General features: G+C 61.9%; 15 protein-coding genes and 1 tRNA gene. 13 read left to right on the forward strand and 3 right to left on the reverse strand.

What is annotated here, in order from left to right; all coding sequences use genetic code 11:
• The first annotated feature begins 52 nt into the window (after positions 1 to 52).
• On the forward strand, positions 53 to 1,015 hold the full coding sequence (gene mdh / locus Q7J44_RS22645; RefSeq protein ID WP_304883344.1) for a malate dehydrogenase: 963 nt from the start codon (positions 53 to 55) through the stop codon (positions 1,013 to 1,015).
• Between the two features lie 361 nt (positions 1,016 to 1,376).
• Here mdh and Q7J44_RS22650 read toward each other — a convergent pair whose 3' ends face one another.
• Complete coding sequence (locus tag Q7J44_RS22650) at positions 1,377 to 2,204, reverse strand: hypothetical protein (protein ID WP_304883345.1); 828 nt, start codon at positions 2,202 to 2,204, stop codon at positions 1,377 to 1,379.
• Positions 2,205 to 2,533: 329 nt separating this feature from the next.
• Here Q7J44_RS22650 and pepT point away from each other — a divergent pair, with 329 nt between their 5' ends.
• From pepT to lpdA, 10 genes are all read left to right on the forward strand, one after another.
• Entirely contained in the window at positions 2,534 to 3,775 is a 1,242-nt protein-coding gene (pepT, locus tag Q7J44_RS22655) for a peptidase T (protein WP_304883346.1), read from the forward strand.
• Positions 3,776 to 3,801: 26 nt separating this feature from the next.
• Complete coding sequence (locus tag Q7J44_RS22660; protein WP_304883347.1) at positions 3,802 to 4,470, forward strand: class I SAM-dependent methyltransferase; 669 nt, start codon at positions 3,802 to 3,804, stop codon at positions 4,468 to 4,470.
• Positions 4,471 to 4,691: 221 nt separating this feature from the next.
• Positions 4,692 to 5,885: an ADP-forming succinate--CoA ligase subunit beta gene (gene sucC, locus Q7J44_RS22665; RefSeq protein WP_304883348.1), complete on the forward strand. Its 1,194-nt coding sequence runs from the start codon at positions 4,692 to 4,694 to the stop codon at positions 5,883 to 5,885.
• Positions 5,886 to 5,994: 109 nt separating this feature from the next.
• Positions 5,995 to 6,486, forward strand: a complete 492-nt coding sequence (locus Q7J44_RS22670; protein ID WP_304883349.1) for a hypothetical protein — start codon at positions 5,995 to 5,997, stop codon at positions 6,484 to 6,486.
• A 16-nt stretch (positions 6,487 to 6,502) separates the two neighbouring features.
• Positions 6,503 to 7,387, forward strand: a complete 885-nt coding sequence (gene sucD / locus Q7J44_RS22675) for a succinate--CoA ligase subunit alpha (protein ID WP_304883350.1) — start codon at positions 6,503 to 6,505, stop codon at positions 7,385 to 7,387.
• Positions 7,388 to 7,640: 253 nt separating this feature from the next.
• Entirely contained in the window at positions 7,641 to 10,598 is a 2,958-nt protein-coding gene (locus Q7J44_RS22680) for a 2-oxoglutarate dehydrogenase E1 component (protein ID WP_304883351.1), read from the forward strand.
• A 79-nt stretch (positions 10,599 to 10,677) separates the two neighbouring features.
• Positions 10,678 to 11,895: a 2-oxoglutarate dehydrogenase complex dihydrolipoyllysine-residue succinyltransferase gene (gene odhB, locus Q7J44_RS22685; RefSeq protein WP_304883352.1), complete on the forward strand. Its 1,218-nt coding sequence runs from the start codon at positions 10,678 to 10,680 to the stop codon at positions 11,893 to 11,895.
• Between the two features lie 87 nt (positions 11,896 to 11,982).
• On the forward strand, positions 11,983 to 12,381 hold the full coding sequence (locus Q7J44_RS22690) for a hypothetical protein (RefSeq protein WP_304883353.1): 399 nt from the start codon (positions 11,983 to 11,985) through the stop codon (positions 12,379 to 12,381).
• A 1-nt stretch (position 12,382) separates the two neighbouring features.
• A complete protein-coding gene (locus tag Q7J44_RS22695; protein ID WP_304883354.1) occupies positions 12,383 to 12,778 on the forward strand; it encodes an MAPEG family protein in 396 nt (131 codons plus the stop codon).
• An 83-nt stretch (positions 12,779 to 12,861) separates the two neighbouring features.
• On the forward strand, positions 12,862 to 14,250 hold the full coding sequence (gene lpdA / locus Q7J44_RS22700) for a dihydrolipoyl dehydrogenase (protein WP_304883355.1): 1,389 nt from the start codon (positions 12,862 to 12,864) through the stop codon (positions 14,248 to 14,250).
• Positions 14,251 to 14,266: 16 nt separating this feature from the next.
• On the opposite strand, the gene Q7J44_RS22705 is transcribed toward lpdA, so the two are convergent.
• On the reverse strand, positions 14,267 to 14,917 hold the full coding sequence (locus Q7J44_RS22705) for a GntR family transcriptional regulator (protein WP_304883356.1): 651 nt from the start codon (positions 14,915 to 14,917) through the stop codon (positions 14,267 to 14,269).
• Positions 14,918 to 14,964: 47 nt separating this feature from the next.
• Positions 14,965 to 15,669, reverse strand: coding sequence for a M48 family metallopeptidase (locus Q7J44_RS22710; RefSeq protein ID WP_304883357.1), 705 nt, complete (start codon positions 15,667 to 15,669; stop codon positions 14,965 to 14,967).
• 135 nt (positions 15,670 to 15,804) lie between these two features.
• Between Q7J44_RS22710 and Q7J44_RS22715 the strand changes: the two genes are divergently transcribed.
• Both Q7J44_RS22715 and Q7J44_RS22720 read left to right on the forward strand, forming a co-directional pair.
• Positions 15,805 to 16,137, forward strand: a complete 333-nt coding sequence (locus Q7J44_RS22715; protein WP_103334479.1) for a TIGR02300 family protein — start codon at positions 15,805 to 15,807, stop codon at positions 16,135 to 16,137.
• 163 nt (positions 16,138 to 16,300) lie between these two features.
• Positions 16,301 to 16,376: transfer RNA gene (locus Q7J44_RS22720), tRNA-Ala, on the forward strand.
• Positions 16,377 to 16,426: the final 50 nt, after the last annotated feature.

Raw genomic sequence — 16,426 nt, forward strand, 5'->3', positions numbered from 1 at the left:
GCCGCAAGGGGCTACCCCATGGCGCGACTCATCACCAGACGGGAGAATACCCATGGCACGACCCAAGATCGCTCTCATCGGCGCAGGCCAGATCGGCGGCACGCTGGCCCACCTCGCCGCGATCAAGGAACTCGGCGACATCACCGTGTTCGACATTGCCGAAGGCACGCCGCAGGGCAAAGCGCTCGACATCGCGCAGTCCGGCCCGTCCGAGGGCTTTGACGCCGTGATGAAAGGCACCAACTCCTACGCCGACATCGCCGGGGCTGACGTCTGCATCGTCACCGCAGGCGTGCCGCGCAAGCCGGGCATGTCGCGTGATGACCTTTTGGGCATCAACCTCAAGGTCATGAAATCGGTGGGTGAGGGCATCAAGCAGCACGCCCCCGACGCGTTCGTGATCTGCATCACCAACCCGCTCGACGCGATGGTCTGGGCCCTGCGCGAATTCTCCGGCCTGCCGCACAACAAGGTAGTCGGCATGGCAGGCGTGCTCGATTCCGCCCGCTTCCGCCACTTCCTCAGCGTTGAATTCAACGTCTCGATGCGCGACGTCACCGCCTTTGTGCTGGGCGGCCACGGCGACACCATGGTGCCGCTGACCCGCTATTCCACCGTTGGCGGCGTGCCGCTGCCCGATCTGGTGCAGATGGGCTGGACCACGCAGGAAAAACTCGACGCCATCGTGCAGCGCACCCGCGACGGCGGTGCCGAGATCGTCGGCCTGCTGAAAACCGGCTCTGCCTTCTACGCCCCCGCAACTTCCGCGATTGAGATGGCCGAGGCGTTCCTGAAAGACCAGAAACGCCTGCTGCCCTGCGCGGCCTATGTTGACGGCGCGCTTGGCCTGAACGGCATGTATGTCGGCGTGCCGACCATCATCGGCGCCGGCGGCGTGGAACGCGTGGTCAACATCACGCTGAACAAGGACGAACAGGTGATGTTCGACAAATCGGTGGATGCGGTGAAGGGCCTGGTCGAGGCCTGCAAGGCGATTGACCCGTCGCTGGCGTGATCGGCTGAGGTTTGAGAAAAGGCGCGCGGCCTGAAAGGGGCGCGCGTTTTGCATTAACACCTTCTGTTTTCTTCTTCCAAACGAACCCCTGAACCAAATCGCTCTTGGCCCGGAACAGCCGCGAAGCGGCCCGGGCCGCGCCCGACCTCCCCCCGGGAGGGCGCTTTGCAACACCTCCGCCTAGAACTCCGGTGGGAGATACTGACCCATAAACCGCCTAGAACCAGCGTCGGCGCGCCATCCCGAGGTCGGGCGCGGCCCTGTGTTGTGCTTAGCTTAAGTAGTTCAATTGCGCCCGAAAGTCTTGCAAGCCGTCGCTATCAGCATCACAAAAGTCTTCTGCCTGCGTCGCTAGCTCAACCTACTGCAACTGAGCAGGCCTCCAACAAATGATAATTTTAGCTCCACATCCACCGCATCCAAAATTGATACTCTGATCAACACGCAATTTCTCAAGCGTCCTTATTGGGATTTCTCTATGCTTCCCACATTTCTTACACGAGACATCAAAAACCCTACGATTGAACGCTTTATCGCCTTTTGTGAAGGTAAAGCTCTCGCTACACTCAGGACGAATGCAGCTAATTTCTTGTAAATCCTTAAGTAGTTCAAGTCTGCGCTTGTTCTTGGCACCACACACGCACTCAAAAGAAACTTCTTCTCCCACTCCAGTAGATAATAGTGTTCCCTCGCCAATACGCTTGATTTCCTCTAAGGCTTCAACAACCTTTGCCCGTATCTTATCTTTGTTGCCGTATCTATTAACATCATGATCTTTGCTGACCGGTATAGTAATGTGCAAAGCGACCTTCGCAAGCGCATTCCAGAGCTTTCCAAATTTGTTCGGATCGAAACCTATTTGCTTTCCAACAGGCAAGAATTCAATCGCCTGATATTCTTCTTTCGTGGGCGGAGTGGAACTGTCTTGCAACGGCTCCTTCGAAATGGACAGAGTAAATGTCTTTGCAATGCCCGAATCCACCTCTTGAATTAGAGTATTCACCACATCACGTGGCTGCCAGCGCTTCAGGTCGTCGTGTGAGATATAGTCATGTGCAATTCGAAGCCGCTCATAGCAAATACCCTCAATCGCCAGTCGGCACTCCAAGGCCGCATATGTAAGGCTTGCATCAGTATTTTGCGCAAGCAACAGTTCAATCTGTGCAATAGCGGGCGCCAAGTTAATCATTGGACTGCCAATTCGGTTCCCGCCATAAAATCTACATTGGCCACTAACAGCGCTGTCTTACCTTGCTATGTATCAGCCTGCTTGCTGAATATCTATCTCGCTTTGTCAGGTTCGCAGGCGGTCTGGGCAAGAAGGTCCGAATTTAGCCATCTTACCTATCCGTCAGAACCACTGCTTGCCCCCCAATCCTTACCAAACCCTTAAACTCACACCAATAACCCATTGATTTCATTACATCCACACCCGTGTAACACAGGGAGCATCCCACCCCACCTTGACTTCCCCCCACAGGTCTTGCCAACTCCGCCAGACCCCCAAGGAAGCCACCGATGACCCAATTCGATGCCGAACTGGCAACCCGCCTGACCCGCTACGCCGCCCTCGACAGCCAGAGCGACGCCGCCTCCCCCACCGGCCCCTCCACCGAAATCCAGTGGAATATCCTGCGCCTGCTGGCCGAGGAGCTGACCCAGATCGGCGCGGCCGAGGTCACGCTGACCGACTACGGCACCGTCCTCGCCACCATCCCGGCAACGGCGCAAGGCCCCACCATCGGTTTCCTCGCCCATGTCGACACCGCCCCGCAGTTCAACGCCACCGGCGTGAAGCCCCGCACAATCCATGGCTACAACGGCGGCGACATCACCTTCCCCGACGCGCCCGGCCTCACCCTCTCCCCCACAGACTTCCCCTACCTCGCCACCAAACAGGGCCACACCATCGTCACCGCCTCCGGCACCACCCTGCTGGGTGCCGATGACAAGGCCGGCGTCGCCATCATCATGACCGCCGCCCGCCACCTGTTGGAGAACCCACAGATCCCGCATGGCAAGATCCGCATCGCCTTCACCCCGGATGAGGAAATCGGCCGCGGCGTCGACAAACGCCTGCCCGCAGACCTGAAAGCCGACTTCGCCTATACCTTCGACGGGGGTGCAGTGGGCGAGGTGGAATATGAGAGCTTCTCTGCCGACGGCGCGGTCGTCACCATCAAGGGCGTGTCGATCCACCCCGGCACCGCCATGGGCCGGATGGTCAACGCCATCACGCTGGCCGCCAAGATCATCGCCGCCCTGCCGCAAGCCACCATGACCCCGGAAACCACCGCAAACCGCGACGGCTTCATCCACGCCACCGACATGACCGGCGGCGCGGCAGAGATGACCCTGCATTTCATCCTGCGCGACTTTGAACGCGACGGTCTGGCGCAAAAGGGCGAGATCCTGCGCCGGGTGTGCGAGGCCGTGCAGGCCACGGAACCCCGCGCGGACATCACCTGCACCATCACCCCCCAGTACCGCAACATGCGCTACTGGCTGGAAACGGACATGACCCCGGTAGACCTCGCGCGTCGCGCCTGCACACGCATCGGGGTAGACCCGGTATCGGTGCCGATCCGGGGTGGCACCGATGGCTCGCGGCTGACGGAAATGGGCGTGCCCTGCCCCAACCTGTTCACCGGCATGCAGAACATCCACGGCCCGCTGGAATGGGTGTCGGTGCAGGATATGGCGCAGGCGACCGACCTTCTGCTTGCGCTGGTGCAGGAAGCCGCGGTGCCCAAACCATGACCCCCACACGCAAAGCCTGAGCCGGCATGGCCCGCCCCGCCTCGCCCTACCTCGCGCCCGGGTTCTACGACACCGCCCTGGCCAAAGGCCGCCACCGTGACATCGTCGGCGGGCGGTGGGATGAAACCGGGCGCATCCAGATGCAGATCCTGCAAGATGCGGGGATGCTGCCGCATCACCGCTTGCTCGATATCGGCGCGGGCAGTTTGCGGCTGGGGTGCAAGGCAGTGCCCTACCTGAACCCCGGCCACTACTGGGCCACCGATGCCAGCCGCGCGCTGATGCTGCGGGGCCGCGCGGTGGAACTGGCCGCGCCAGAGCGTCTGCCCGAAGATCACCTGATCGAGGACAGCCGCTTCGCCCTGCCCGGCGTGCCGCCGGACATGGACTATGCCATCGCTTTCGGGGTGTTCACCCATCTGCCATTCGCAGAGCTGCAAGCTGCACTGGCACAGATGCGCCCGCGCCTGCCCCACCTCAAGCACCTGGTCTTCACCGTGTTCCTGTCCCCCGATCCGCAGTCTGGCCCACTGCGTCAGCCCGATGGCGTGGTGACGCATCCCGATCGCCCCCCCTATCATTTCGCCCGCGCCGAGGTAGAGGCGGCCTGCGCCCGCACCGGCTGGCAGGCCACAGCCTCACAGATCATGCTGCCCCGCGGGCAGGTTCTGATTGCCGCAACACCGGCCCCCTGAATCGCCGCGAATCAGCGCCGATCCCCGCAGCAAGCGCGGAGTTTCAGCCCAAAGTCGGCCGCAGTGATCACAGCCCCAATTTCTGTGATCACACCCTTCAATCGTGTGATCACAAATGCCGGAATTTACCGACATTTTGCGCTAACACGCACAAACCCGTTTGGTTAACGCCCCTATTCATGGCATGACGCGTCCAAATTCACGACCCAAGGACGCTGTTCATGAACATCCACGAATATCAGGCCAAGGCACTTTTGCGGGCCTACGGGGTTCCCGTTTCAGACGGGCGCGTTGTGCTGAAGGCCGAAGAGGCAAAGACCGCCGCCGGAGAGATGGACGGCCCGCTTTGGGTGGTCAAGGCGCAGATCCACGCGGGTGGCCGCGGCAAAGGCTCGTTCAAAGAGCCGGAAGCCGGCGAAAAGGGCGGCGTCCGTCTGGCCCGTTCGGTCGGTGAGGCCGCCGAATTTGCCCGCCAGATGCTGGGCCGCACCCTTGTGACCGAGCAGACCGGCGAAGAGGGCAAGAAGGTCAACCGCATCTACATCGAAGACGGTTCCGACATCGAGCGTGAACTGTACCTTGCCCTGCTGATCGACCGTCAGAGCAGCCGCATTTCCATCGTCTGCTCGACCGAAGGCGGGATGAGCATTGAAGACGTGGCGCATGACACGCCCGAAAAGATCCTGTCCTTCACCATCGATCCGGCGGCAGGCTATTCCGACTACCACGGCCGCCGCGTCGCCTTTGCTCTGGGCCTCACCGGCAACCAGATCAAGCAGTGCGGCCAGATTGTCAAAAACCTGTACCGGCTGTTTGTCGACAAAGACATGGACATGCTGGAGATCAACCCGCTGGTCGTCATGAAGGACGGCAACATGAAGCTCTTGGATGCCAAGATGGCCTTCGACGGCAACGCCATGTACCGCCACCCCGACATCGCCGCCCTGCGCGATGAGACCGAGGAAGATCCGAAGGAGCTGGCCGCATCCAAGTTCGACCTGAACTACATCGCGCTGGATGGCGAGATTGGCTGCATGGTCAACGGGGCCGGTCTTGCGATGGCCACGATGGACATCATCAAGCTCTATGGTGCCGAACCCGCCAACTTCCTCGACGTCGGCGGCGGTGCCACCAAGGAAAAGGTGACAGAGGCGTTCAAGATCATCACCTCTGACCCGAACGTCAAAGGCATCCTGGTCAACATCTTCGGTGGCATCATGCGCTGCGACATCATCGCCGAAGGCGTGATCGCAGCGGTGAAAGAGGTCGGCCTCAAGGTGCCGCTGGTGGTCCGTCTGGAAGGCACCAATGTGGAGCTTGGCAAGGACATCATCCGCAATTCGGGTCTGAACGTCATTGCGGCGGACGACCTGAAGGACGGCGCGCAGAAGATCGTCAAAGCGGTCAAGGGCTGACACGGCGATGCGGCTGTCATCGATCCTTCCGGCGTCTCGCAAACGCGGCTCTGGCGCGGCGAAGGCCGCACACGGGCACCGTGCGCTTTGCACTGTCGGAATGCTTGCGATGATGGCCGCCCCCGCCCCGGCACAAACCATGGCCGAAGCGGCCTGGGCCAATATGGCCGTTGCGGTGCAGCTGTGCGAAACCCGGACCAACGACATGACGGCCAAGGCGCAAGCCTTCCGCAACACCGGGTTTTCCGAATGGGTCGAGCGGAGCAGCACCAACAGCGACACCACCCACTGGTTCACCGCCCCTGCCGACACCGTGGTGGCGGAACTGTATTATGGCGAAATGCCTGAAAACTGCAGTGTGAAATCCGCCCATCTTGGCGTGACCCTTGCCTCGCAGCTTCTCGATGAACTCATCCCGACGCTCTATCCGACCTATGTCCGCAAGGTCGAAACCGGGCCAGCCGGCCCGTCGGGACAACCCGCAACCTGTGTGCGCTATGAAGACCCGTCCAACGAGATTGGGCAGGTTATCGGTTCAACCACCGAACACGGCTGTGTCGACAATGGCACCAGCCTGATCTTCAGCAGCTACCGCGTTTAAGAAAAGAAGGACCATCATGGCCATCCTCGTCAACGAAAACACCAAAGTGATCTGTCAGGGCTTCACCGGCAGCCAGGGCACCTTCCATTCCGAACAGGCCATCGCTTACGGCACCAAGATGGTCGGCGGCGTGACCCCCGGCAAGGGCGGCTCCACGCATCTTAACCTGCCGGTATTCAATTCGGTGCATGAAGCGAAAGCCATGACCGAAGCCAATGCCTCTGTGATCTACGTGCCGCCGCCCTTCGCCGCCGACTCGATCCTCGAGGCGATTGATGCCGAGATCGAGCTGATCATCTGCATCACCGAAGGCATCCCGGTGCTGGACATGATGCGCGTGAAACGCGCGCTGCAAGGCACCAAATCGCGGCTGATCGGGCCGAACTGCCCCGGCGTCATCACGCCCGATGCCTGCAAGATCGGCATCATGCCGGGCCACATCCACCGTCGCGGGTCTGTCGGCGTGGTCTCGCGCTCCGGCACCCTGACCTATGAGGCTGTGAAGCAGACCTCGGACCTCGGCCTTGGCCAGTCCACCGCTGTCGGCATCGGCGGCGACCCGATCAAGGGCACTGAACACCTCGACGTGCTGGAAATGTTCCTGGCCGACCCGGAAACCCATTCGATCATCATGATCGGCGAAATCGGCGGGTCCGCTGAAGAAGAGGCCGCACAATTCCTGGCCGACGAAAAGAAACGCGGCCGCTGGAAGCCGACCGCCGGTTTCATCGCGGGCCGCACCGCGCCTGCGGGCCGCCGCATGGGCCATGCCGGGGCCATCGTGGCCGGTGGCAAGGGCGACGCGGAATCCAAGATCGAAGCGATGAAATCCGCTGGCATCATCGTGGCCGACAGCCCCGCCACGCTGGGCGAAGCCGTGATGAAAGCCCTCGGCAAGTAAGAACCCGGGCGCTGCGGGTGTCCCCCGCAGCCCCAAACACAGGAACACGCCCCGAAATGGGACAGACACAGACCAATCGCACCGATGTGACCGGAAGCCCGCGCTTCCCGGGCACCATTTTGCGGTTGGATCTTTTGTTTTTCAACGGTCTTCCGGTGTCATCCCGCGCCGCAGACCCCATATCGGGGATGCGTCCTGTCCCGCTCGACCGCTCTGCCAACCGATACGGTCCCAACCCAGATAAGGTTACCCCATGACCGAGCAATCTCCCAACAGCCAGTTCCGCGCCGGATCGTTCCTTGACGGTGCCAATGCCGATTACATCGACCAGTTGCAGGCCCGCTATGCCACAGACCCCGCGTCGGTCGATGCGCAATGGGCCGAGTTTTTCCGGGGCCTTGGCGAAACTGAGTCCGATGCCAAGGCAGCGGCAGCAGGGCCAAGCTGGGCCCGCGCCGACTGGCCGCCGGTGCCCGCCGATGACCTGACCGGCGCGCTGACCGGCGAATGGCCGGTGGCCCCTGTCAAGGAAAGCCGTGCGGCGGCCACCAAGATCGCGGCGAAGGCCGAGGAAAAGGGCGTGTCCCTGTCCGACACGCAGGTGCAGCGCGCCGTCCTCGACAGCATCCGTGCCCTGATGATCATCCGCGCCTACCGGATCAGGGGCCATCTGATTGCCGATGTCGATCCGCTGAACATGCGCGACCAGACCCCGCACCCGGAACTTGATCCGCGCTCCTATGGCTTTACCGATGCCGATATGGACCGCCCGATTTTCATCGACAACGTGCTGGGCCTGCAGGTCGCGTCGATGCGGCAGATCATGGATATCGTCAAGCGCACCTATTGCGGCACATTCGCGCTGCAATACATGCACATCTCTGATCCGGAACAGGCCAGCTGGCTGAAAGAACGGATCGAAGGCTATGGCAAGGAAATCCAGTTCACCCGTGAAGGCCGCCGCGCCATCCTGAACAAACTGGTCGAGGCCGAAGGGTTTGAGAAATTCCTCCACGTCAAATACATGGGCACCAAACGCTTTGGCCTTGATGGCGGCGAAGCGCTGATCCCCGCGATGGAGGCGATCATCAAGCGCGGCGGCCAGCTGGGCCTGCAGGATGTGGTGATCGGCATGCCGCACCGGGGCCGTCTGTCGGTGCTGGCCAATGTGATGGGCAAACCCTACCGCGCGATTTTCCACGAATTTCAGGGCGGGTCCTACAAGCCCGAAGACGTGGATGGCTCGGGCGATGTGAAATACCACCTCGGCGCGTCATCAGACCGTGAGTTTGACGGCAACAAGGTCCACCTGTCGCTGACCGCGAACCCAAGCCACCTTGAGGCGGTGAACCCGGTCGTGCTGGGCAAGGTCCGCGCCAAGCAGGACCAGCTGAACGACGCCGACCGCACCAAGGTGCTGCCGGTGCTGCTGCACGGCGATGCGGCCTTTGCCGGTCAGGGCGTGGTGGCCGAATGTTTCGGCCTGTCGGGGCTGAAAGGCCACCGCACCGGCGGCACCATCCATATCGTGGTGAACAACCAGATCGGTTTCACCACCGCCCCGGCCTTCAGCCGCTCCAGCCCCTACCCCACCGACATCGCCCTGATGGTCGAAGCCCCGATCTTCCACGTCAACGGCGATGACCCCGAGGCTGTGGTGCACGCCGCCAAGGTGGCGATCGAATTCCGCCAGAAGTTCCACAAGGACGTGGTGCTTGATATCTTCTGCTACCGCCGCTTTGGTCACAACGAAGGCGACGAGCCGATGTTCACCAACCCGGCGATGTACACCGCGATCAAAAAGCACAAGACCACGCTGCAGCTGTATACCGAGCGTCTGGTCAAGGACGGTCTGATCCCCGAAGGCGAGATCGAGGATATGAAGGCGGCGTTTCAGGCCCGCCTGAACGAAGAATTCGACTCCGGCAAAAGCTTCAAGCCCAACAAGGCCGACTGGCTCGATGGCCGCTGGTCCGGGTTTGAGCGGGAGCGTGAAGAGTATCAGGCCGGCGAAACCGCGATCAAACCGGAAACCATGGCCGAAATCGGCGAAGCGCTCAGCCGCGCGCCCGAGAATTTTGACCTGCACAAGACCGTGGGCCGCCTGCTGGACAACAAGGCCAAGATGTTTGCCGAAGGCAAAGGCTTTGACTGGGCCACCGCCGAGGCTCTCGCCTTCGGCAGCCTTGTGACCGAAGGCACCCCGGTGCGCCTGTCCGGGCAGGACTGTACGCGCGGCACCTTCAGCCACCGTCACTCCGGCCTTGTCGACCAAAGCTCAGAGGAACGTTACTATCCGCTGAACAACATCCGCGAGGGGCAGGCGCGGTATGAGGTGATCGACTCGATGCTGTCGGAATATGCGGTGCTCGGGTTCGAATATGGCTATTCGCTGTCCGAACCCAACGCGCTGACCCTGTGGGAAGCGCAGTTCGGCGATTTCGCCAACGGCGCGCAGATCATGTTCGACCAGTTCATCAATTCGGGCGAAGCCAAATGGTTGCGGATGTCGGGTCTGGTGTGCCTGCTGCCGCATGGCTATGAAGGTCAGGGCCCGGAACATTCGTCCGCCCGGCCCGAACGCTTCCTGCAGATGTCGGCAAATGACAACTGGATCGTGGCCAACGTCTCGACCCCGGCCAACTATTTCCACATTCTGCGCCGCCAGATCCACCGCTCTTTCCGCAAACCGCTGATCCTGATGACGCCGAAATCGCTGCTGCGTCACCCGATGGCGGTGTCCGATACCGCCGATTTCACCACCGGGTCCTACTTCCACCGCGTGCTGTGGGATGATGCGCAAAAGGGCCATTCCGAACTGGTGCTCAAGCCCGATGCCGGGATCAAGCGCGTCGTGATCTGCTCGGGCAAGGTCTACTATGACCTGCTGGCCGAAAGGGATAAACGCGGCGCGGATGATGTGTACTTGCTGCGGCTGGAACAGTTCTACCCCTTCCCGGTTCAGTCGATGAGCAAGGAGTTGGAACGCTTCAAGGGTGCCGAAATCATCTGGTGCCAGGAAGAGCCGAAGAATCAGGGCTACTGGACCTTTGTCGAACCCAATATCGAATGGGTGCTGACCAAAATCGGTGCCACCCAGTCGCGCCCGCGCTACGTTGGCCGGTCGGCCTCGGCCTCGCCCGCCACGGGTCTGGCCAGCCGCCACAAGATGGAACAGGATGCGCTGATATCCGAAGCCCTGACGCTCTGAACACGACACAAGTTGCGGGGCCACCCGGCCCCGCCCGCCCCAGTCAATTACGCCCGAAGTGGCGTGGAGGAAGACGAAGATGACTGATGTAATGGTTCCCGCCCTTGGTGAATCGGTCTCTGAGGCCACCGTTTCGACCTGGTTCAAAAAGGTCGGCGATGTGGTCAAGCAGGACGAAATGCTGTGCGAACTTGAAACCGACAAAGTGTCGGTCGAGGTTCCGGCCCCGGCCTCCGGCGTGCTGGCCGAAATTCTGGTGCAGGAAGGCGAGACCGTCGCCGCCAACGCCCGCCTTGGCATCATCACCGAAGGCGCCACGAAGGACGACTCTGCCCCCAAGGAAGACCCCAAGGCCAAGGACGCCGGGGCGGTGAACTCCCCCGGTGCCGGGCCAGAGACGCTGACCGAGCGCAAGGATGTCGAAGACGCGCCATCCGCCAAGAAAGCCATGGCCGAAGCGGGTCTCACCCGTGATCAGGTGCAAGGCTCCGGCCGCGATGGCCGCGTGATGAAGGAAGACGTGGCGAAAGCCCCGGCCCCGACAGCAGCCCCAGCCCCCGCCGCCCTGCCGCGCGGCCCGGTCAGCACCGATGACGCCAGCCGCGAAGAGCGCGTCAAGATGACCCGCCTGCGGGCCACCATCGCACGGCGCCTGAAAGACGCGCAGAACACCGCCGCCATGCTGACCACCTATAACGAGGTGGACATGTCGGCGATCATGGCCCTGCGCAACGAATACAAAGACGCGTTCGAGAAGAAACACGGCACCAAGCTGGGCTTCATGTCGTTCTTCGTCAAAGCCTGCACCCATGCGCTCAAAGAAGTGCCCGAGGTCAACGCCGAGATTGACGGCGGCGACGTGATCTACAAGCACTACGTCCACATGGGCGTGGCCGTCGGCACCCCCAACGGTCTGGTCGTCCCGGTCGTGCGCGACGCCGATCAGATGGGCTTCGCCCAGATCGAGAAGAAAATCGCTGAACTGGGTCTGCGCGCCCGTGATGGCAAGCTGTCGATGGCCGACATGCAGGGCGGCTCGTTCACCATCTCGAACGGCGGCGTCTACGGCTCGCTCATGTCTTCGCCCATCCTGAACCCGCCGCAATCGGGCATCCTTGGCATGCACAAAATTCAGGACCGCCCCGTGGTCGTCAACGGCCAGATCGTCATCCGCCCGATGATGTATCTGGCCCTGTCCTACGATCACCGGATTGTCGATGGCAAAGGTGCCGTGACCTTCCTCGTGCGCGTCAAAGAGGCGCTGGAAGACCCACGCCGGTTGCTGATGGATCTGTAATGCGCGGCGGGGTGAACCCCGCCCTACACCCGGTCGAGTCGTTGTGTGTAGGGCGGGGTTCACCCCGCCATCAATCTGGGCATGGCTATGGATAACCTTGAACAAAGCGAATTAGTTATTGCTAAGATCCTCGGCCTATTGATGGAGTGGGGATTAACAGAAACTGAAATGCGCTTTGAGGAACTCGGTCTTGAAGAGGATTTTCGCCAATTCTTTACGACCTGTATTGAATGGCTGGAGGCCGAGGGCATTATTCGCGTCAAAAAGGTTCACAAGTTCATCGATGGGCATGCGCTCATTGAGAGGCCGACCATTACTGCTCATGGTTTTAGATTGATGGGGATAACATTGAGCGTTGGCCAGCAAACAACCACTATCGGGGCCGCCGTCAAGCAGACGTCAAAAGACACTGGTTTTTACACAGGACTGGGAGACTTAGGCGGAGGTTTTGTTGGGGGTCTGTTGAAATCACTCGGAAGCGCTTAGCATGACCCCCGAACTCACCACCCTCGCCCTCGCGGGCCTGCTGCAAGCCGTGCAGTTCCTCCTCTTCGCGGTCCCAGCGAATATGGAGCTTGGCACCGGCTACACCTCATCGGCCCGCGACAAGCCCCCCAGCCGCCAGCTCTCCGTGCGGACCGCCCGGATGCAGCGCGCGCTCAACAACCACTTTGAGGGGCTGATCCTGTTCACCCTCGCCGTGGTGGTCGTCACCCTCGGCCAGCAGTCCAGCGCGGTCACCCAGACCGCCGCATGGGTCTATCTGGCCGCCCGCGTCCTTTACATCCCCGCCTATGCCCTTGGCCTGCGCCCCTGGCGTTCGGTCGTCTGGGGCATCGGTTTCGCCGCCACCGTCACCATGATTGTGGCTGCACTGATCTGACGCTGACGTCATGCTGTAAGCCATACGTCAGCCATACATGAACCATACGCGGGCCAGACCCGCGATTGCCGAAAGGAAAGACCGTGGCAGAGTTTGACGTGATCATCATTGGCGCAGGCCCCGGCGGCTATGTCTGCGCGATCCGTGCGGCACAGCTGGGGCTGAAAGTGGCCTGCGTCGAAGGGCGCGGCACGCTGGGCGGCACCTGCCTGAACGTGGGCTGCATCCCGTCCAAGGCGCTGCTGAACGCCACGCACCAGCTGCACGAAGTGCATGAAAACTTTGAGAAAATGGGCCTGATGGGGGCGAACCCCACCGTCGATTGGGCCAAGATGCTGGCCTATAAGGATGATGTGATCAACGGCAACACCAAGGGCATCGAGTTCCTGTTCAAAAAGAACAAGGTCACCTGGCTGAAAGGCTGGGCCACGATCCCGGCGGCTGGTCAGGTCAAGGTGGGTGAAGACGTTCACACCGCAAAAAACATAGTGATTGCAACGGGTTCCGAGCCGTCAACGCTGCCCGGCGTGACCGTGGACGAGCAAACCATCGTCACCTCCACCGGCGCCTTGGCCCTGTCAGCCGTGCCGAAATCCATGGTGGTGATCGGCGCGGGCGTGATCGGGCTGGAGATGGGATCGGTCTACGCCCGCCTTGGCACGCAGGTGACGGTGGTGGAATATCTGGATGCCATCACCCCCGGCATGGATGCCGAGGTGGCCAAGGCGTTCCAGAAAATCCTGACCAAACAAGGCATTAAGTTCGTTCTGGGCGCTGCGGTTCAGGGGGCCGAGGCCGGCAAGACCGGAGCCAAGGTCAGCTACAAACTGCGCAAGGACGACTCCGCGCATGAGATTGAGGCCGATGTCGTTCTGGTCGCCACAGGCCGCAAACCCTATGTCAACGGTCTGGGGCTGGAGGCGTTGGGGGTCGAGATGCTGCCGCGCGGGCAGATCAAGACCGATGGCCATTTCTCTACCAATATCAAGGGCCTGTATGCCATCGGCGACGCGATCACCGGCCCGATGCTGGCCCATAAGGCCGAGGATGAGGGCATGGCACTGGCCGAAATCATGGCCGGGAAGCATGGCCATGTTAACTATAACGTAATCCCCGGTGTGGTATACACCACGCCAGAGGTCGCTTCGGTCGGGGCGACAGAGGAACAGTTGAAAGAACAGGGTCACGCCTACAAGGTTGGCAAATTCAGCTTCATGGGCAACGCCCGCGCCAAGGCGGTGTTTCAGGCCGAAGGCTTCGTCAAGATCCTCGCCGACAAGGACACCGACCGCATCCTGGGCGCGCATATTATCGGCCCGTCAGCCGGGGATCTGATCCATGAGGTTTGTGTCGCGATGGAATTCGGCGCATCGGCGCAAGATCTGGCGCTGACGTGCCACGCACACCCGACATATAGCGAGGCTGTGCGCGAAGCCGCCCTCGCCTGCGGCGATGGCGCGATCCACGCCTGAGCCTTTGGCGGGGCCTCTACCCCGCCAGATGCCGCAACCCTTGGGTGACATCGGTCCGCACCGCCAGCCGCAACCCCGGCTCGTCGCCCGCTTTCAGGGCGGCGAGGATCAGCCGGTGGTAGTGCGGCGGCTCTTTCCGGCGCAGCTTGGAATACAGCGCCCGCATCGTCGGCCCCAATTGCAGCCAGACCGTCTCACAAATCGCCAGCATCGCCGGAGCCTGTGCGCGCAGGTACAGCGTGCGGTGAAATTCCAGATTGGTCCGCACATAGGCCACCGCATCCTGCCGCTGCACCGCTTCGGCATTCAGCGCGTTGATCGCGGCCAGCCGGTCGATCAGGGCGAAATGCGCGCGCGGCAGGGCGCGGGCAGCCATCTCCGGTTCCAGCATGGCGCGGATGGCGGCCAGCTCTTCAATCCGTTCCGGCGTCAGTTCCGGCGTCGACACACGGCCCGAACCCGAAATCGTCAGCGCCCCTTCGGCCACCAGCCGGCGGATCGCCTCACGCGCCGGGGTCATCGACACGCCATAGTCCTTGGCCAGCCCCCGTAGCGTCATCGGGTGGCCGGGCGGCACCTCGCCATGCATCACCTGCTGGCGCAGGCTGCGGTACAGCCGCTCATGGGCGGCGGCGTTGGGATCGGTCAGGCGGGGTGTGATCGGCATGATTGCCAGCCAAGCACCGGATTTGCGGCCCAGTCAATCCTTGGCGGTCAATCCACCCCGTTGCTTTGCGGACCAAAAACATAGCCATGCAGCGCCTGCCCTTCACCGTGCAGCCAGCCACGCTGCACCTGCCAGCGGGGAAACAGCTGATCGACCACCGCCCAGAACGCGGGTGAGTGGTTCATCTGCGCCAGATGCGCCACCTCATGCGCGGCCACGTAGTCCAGCACCGGCACCGGGGCCATGATCAGCCGCCAGGAAAACATCAGCGCCCCGTCATGCGCGCAGGAGCCCCAACGCGAGCGGGTATCGCGCAGGGTCAGCCTTGTATAGGGCCGCCCCAGCCGGGCAGCATGGCGGTCACAGGCGGCGGCCAGACGGTCACGCGCCATCAGCTTGAGGAAGGCACCCGCCCGCACCCCGGCCTGTGCCGGATCACCGGGGATCAGCAGCGAATCGCCCTCCAGCCGGACCGATCGCCCTGCCCCCGCCGCCAGCAGGCGCATCTGCCCCTCGACCGGGATCACATCGCCCAAACCCACCACCCGCCGCCCCGGCATCTGCGCCAGCGTCTGGCGGATCCAGCCCTCTTGTTCGGCCGCAAAGCGCAACGCCTCTGATTCGCGGGCGCGCAGCGGCATCGACAGAGTCACCCGGCCATCAAGCCGCGACACCCGCAGCGAAAACCGCCGCGTCCGGGCAGACCGGCGCAGGGTGATTTCAACGGGCGGAGAACCGGGAAGCTGGGGCATTTGTCGCTCTTGCAAGGCGGGGACAGCATAGCCACCTTGACAATGGCCGCAATGGGGCCAAAAGCCTTTGACAGACGCGGGCCCTTGTGGCAAGCGACGCCGTTACTGAAATTCCACAGCCTTAAGGGAACCACCATGCCCAAGGAAGAATGGGGTACGAAGCGTATTTGCCCGACCACCGGCAAACGCTTCTATGACCTGAACCGCACCCCGATCGTCAGCCCCTACACGGGCGAGGTCGTGGACATCGAATCCGCCCGCCGCAAGATGGCGGCATCGGTCATCGCCCGTGTCGTGCCTGAAAAGGACGAAGAGGTTCTGGTCGATGATCTGGAGGCTGATGACGATCTGCTGGAAACCGCGACCGATGACGCGGATCTGGACGATGATCTGCTGGAAGACGACGCAGACGACAACGTCTCGCTGGACGAACTGGCCGATGTGGCCGGGGATGAAGACGAGGCCTGAAGAGTCCGGCCTGAGAACTACGTCCTGAGAATTCCGGCAGCCCGCAATTCCGGGCACCTGAGAAAGTGCGGGGACGTGGGACAGCGTGCAAATTACCCCTTGCACCCCCCCACGCCCTCGCCTAAATACCGCCCATCGAAACGGAAACGTGACGATACCCGGTGGGGTCATAGCTCAGATGGGAGAGCGCTTGAATGGCATTCAAGAGGTCCGCGGTTCGATCCCGCGTGGCTCCACCAAACTTATACTTTTCAAGGACTTAGGATAGCAGATACTCAGGTGTGGCCCC

This window comes from Pseudotabrizicola sp., from assembly GCF_030656345.1.
GTDB lineage: Bacteria > Pseudomonadota > Alphaproteobacteria > Rhodobacterales > Rhodobacteraceae > Pseudotabrizicola.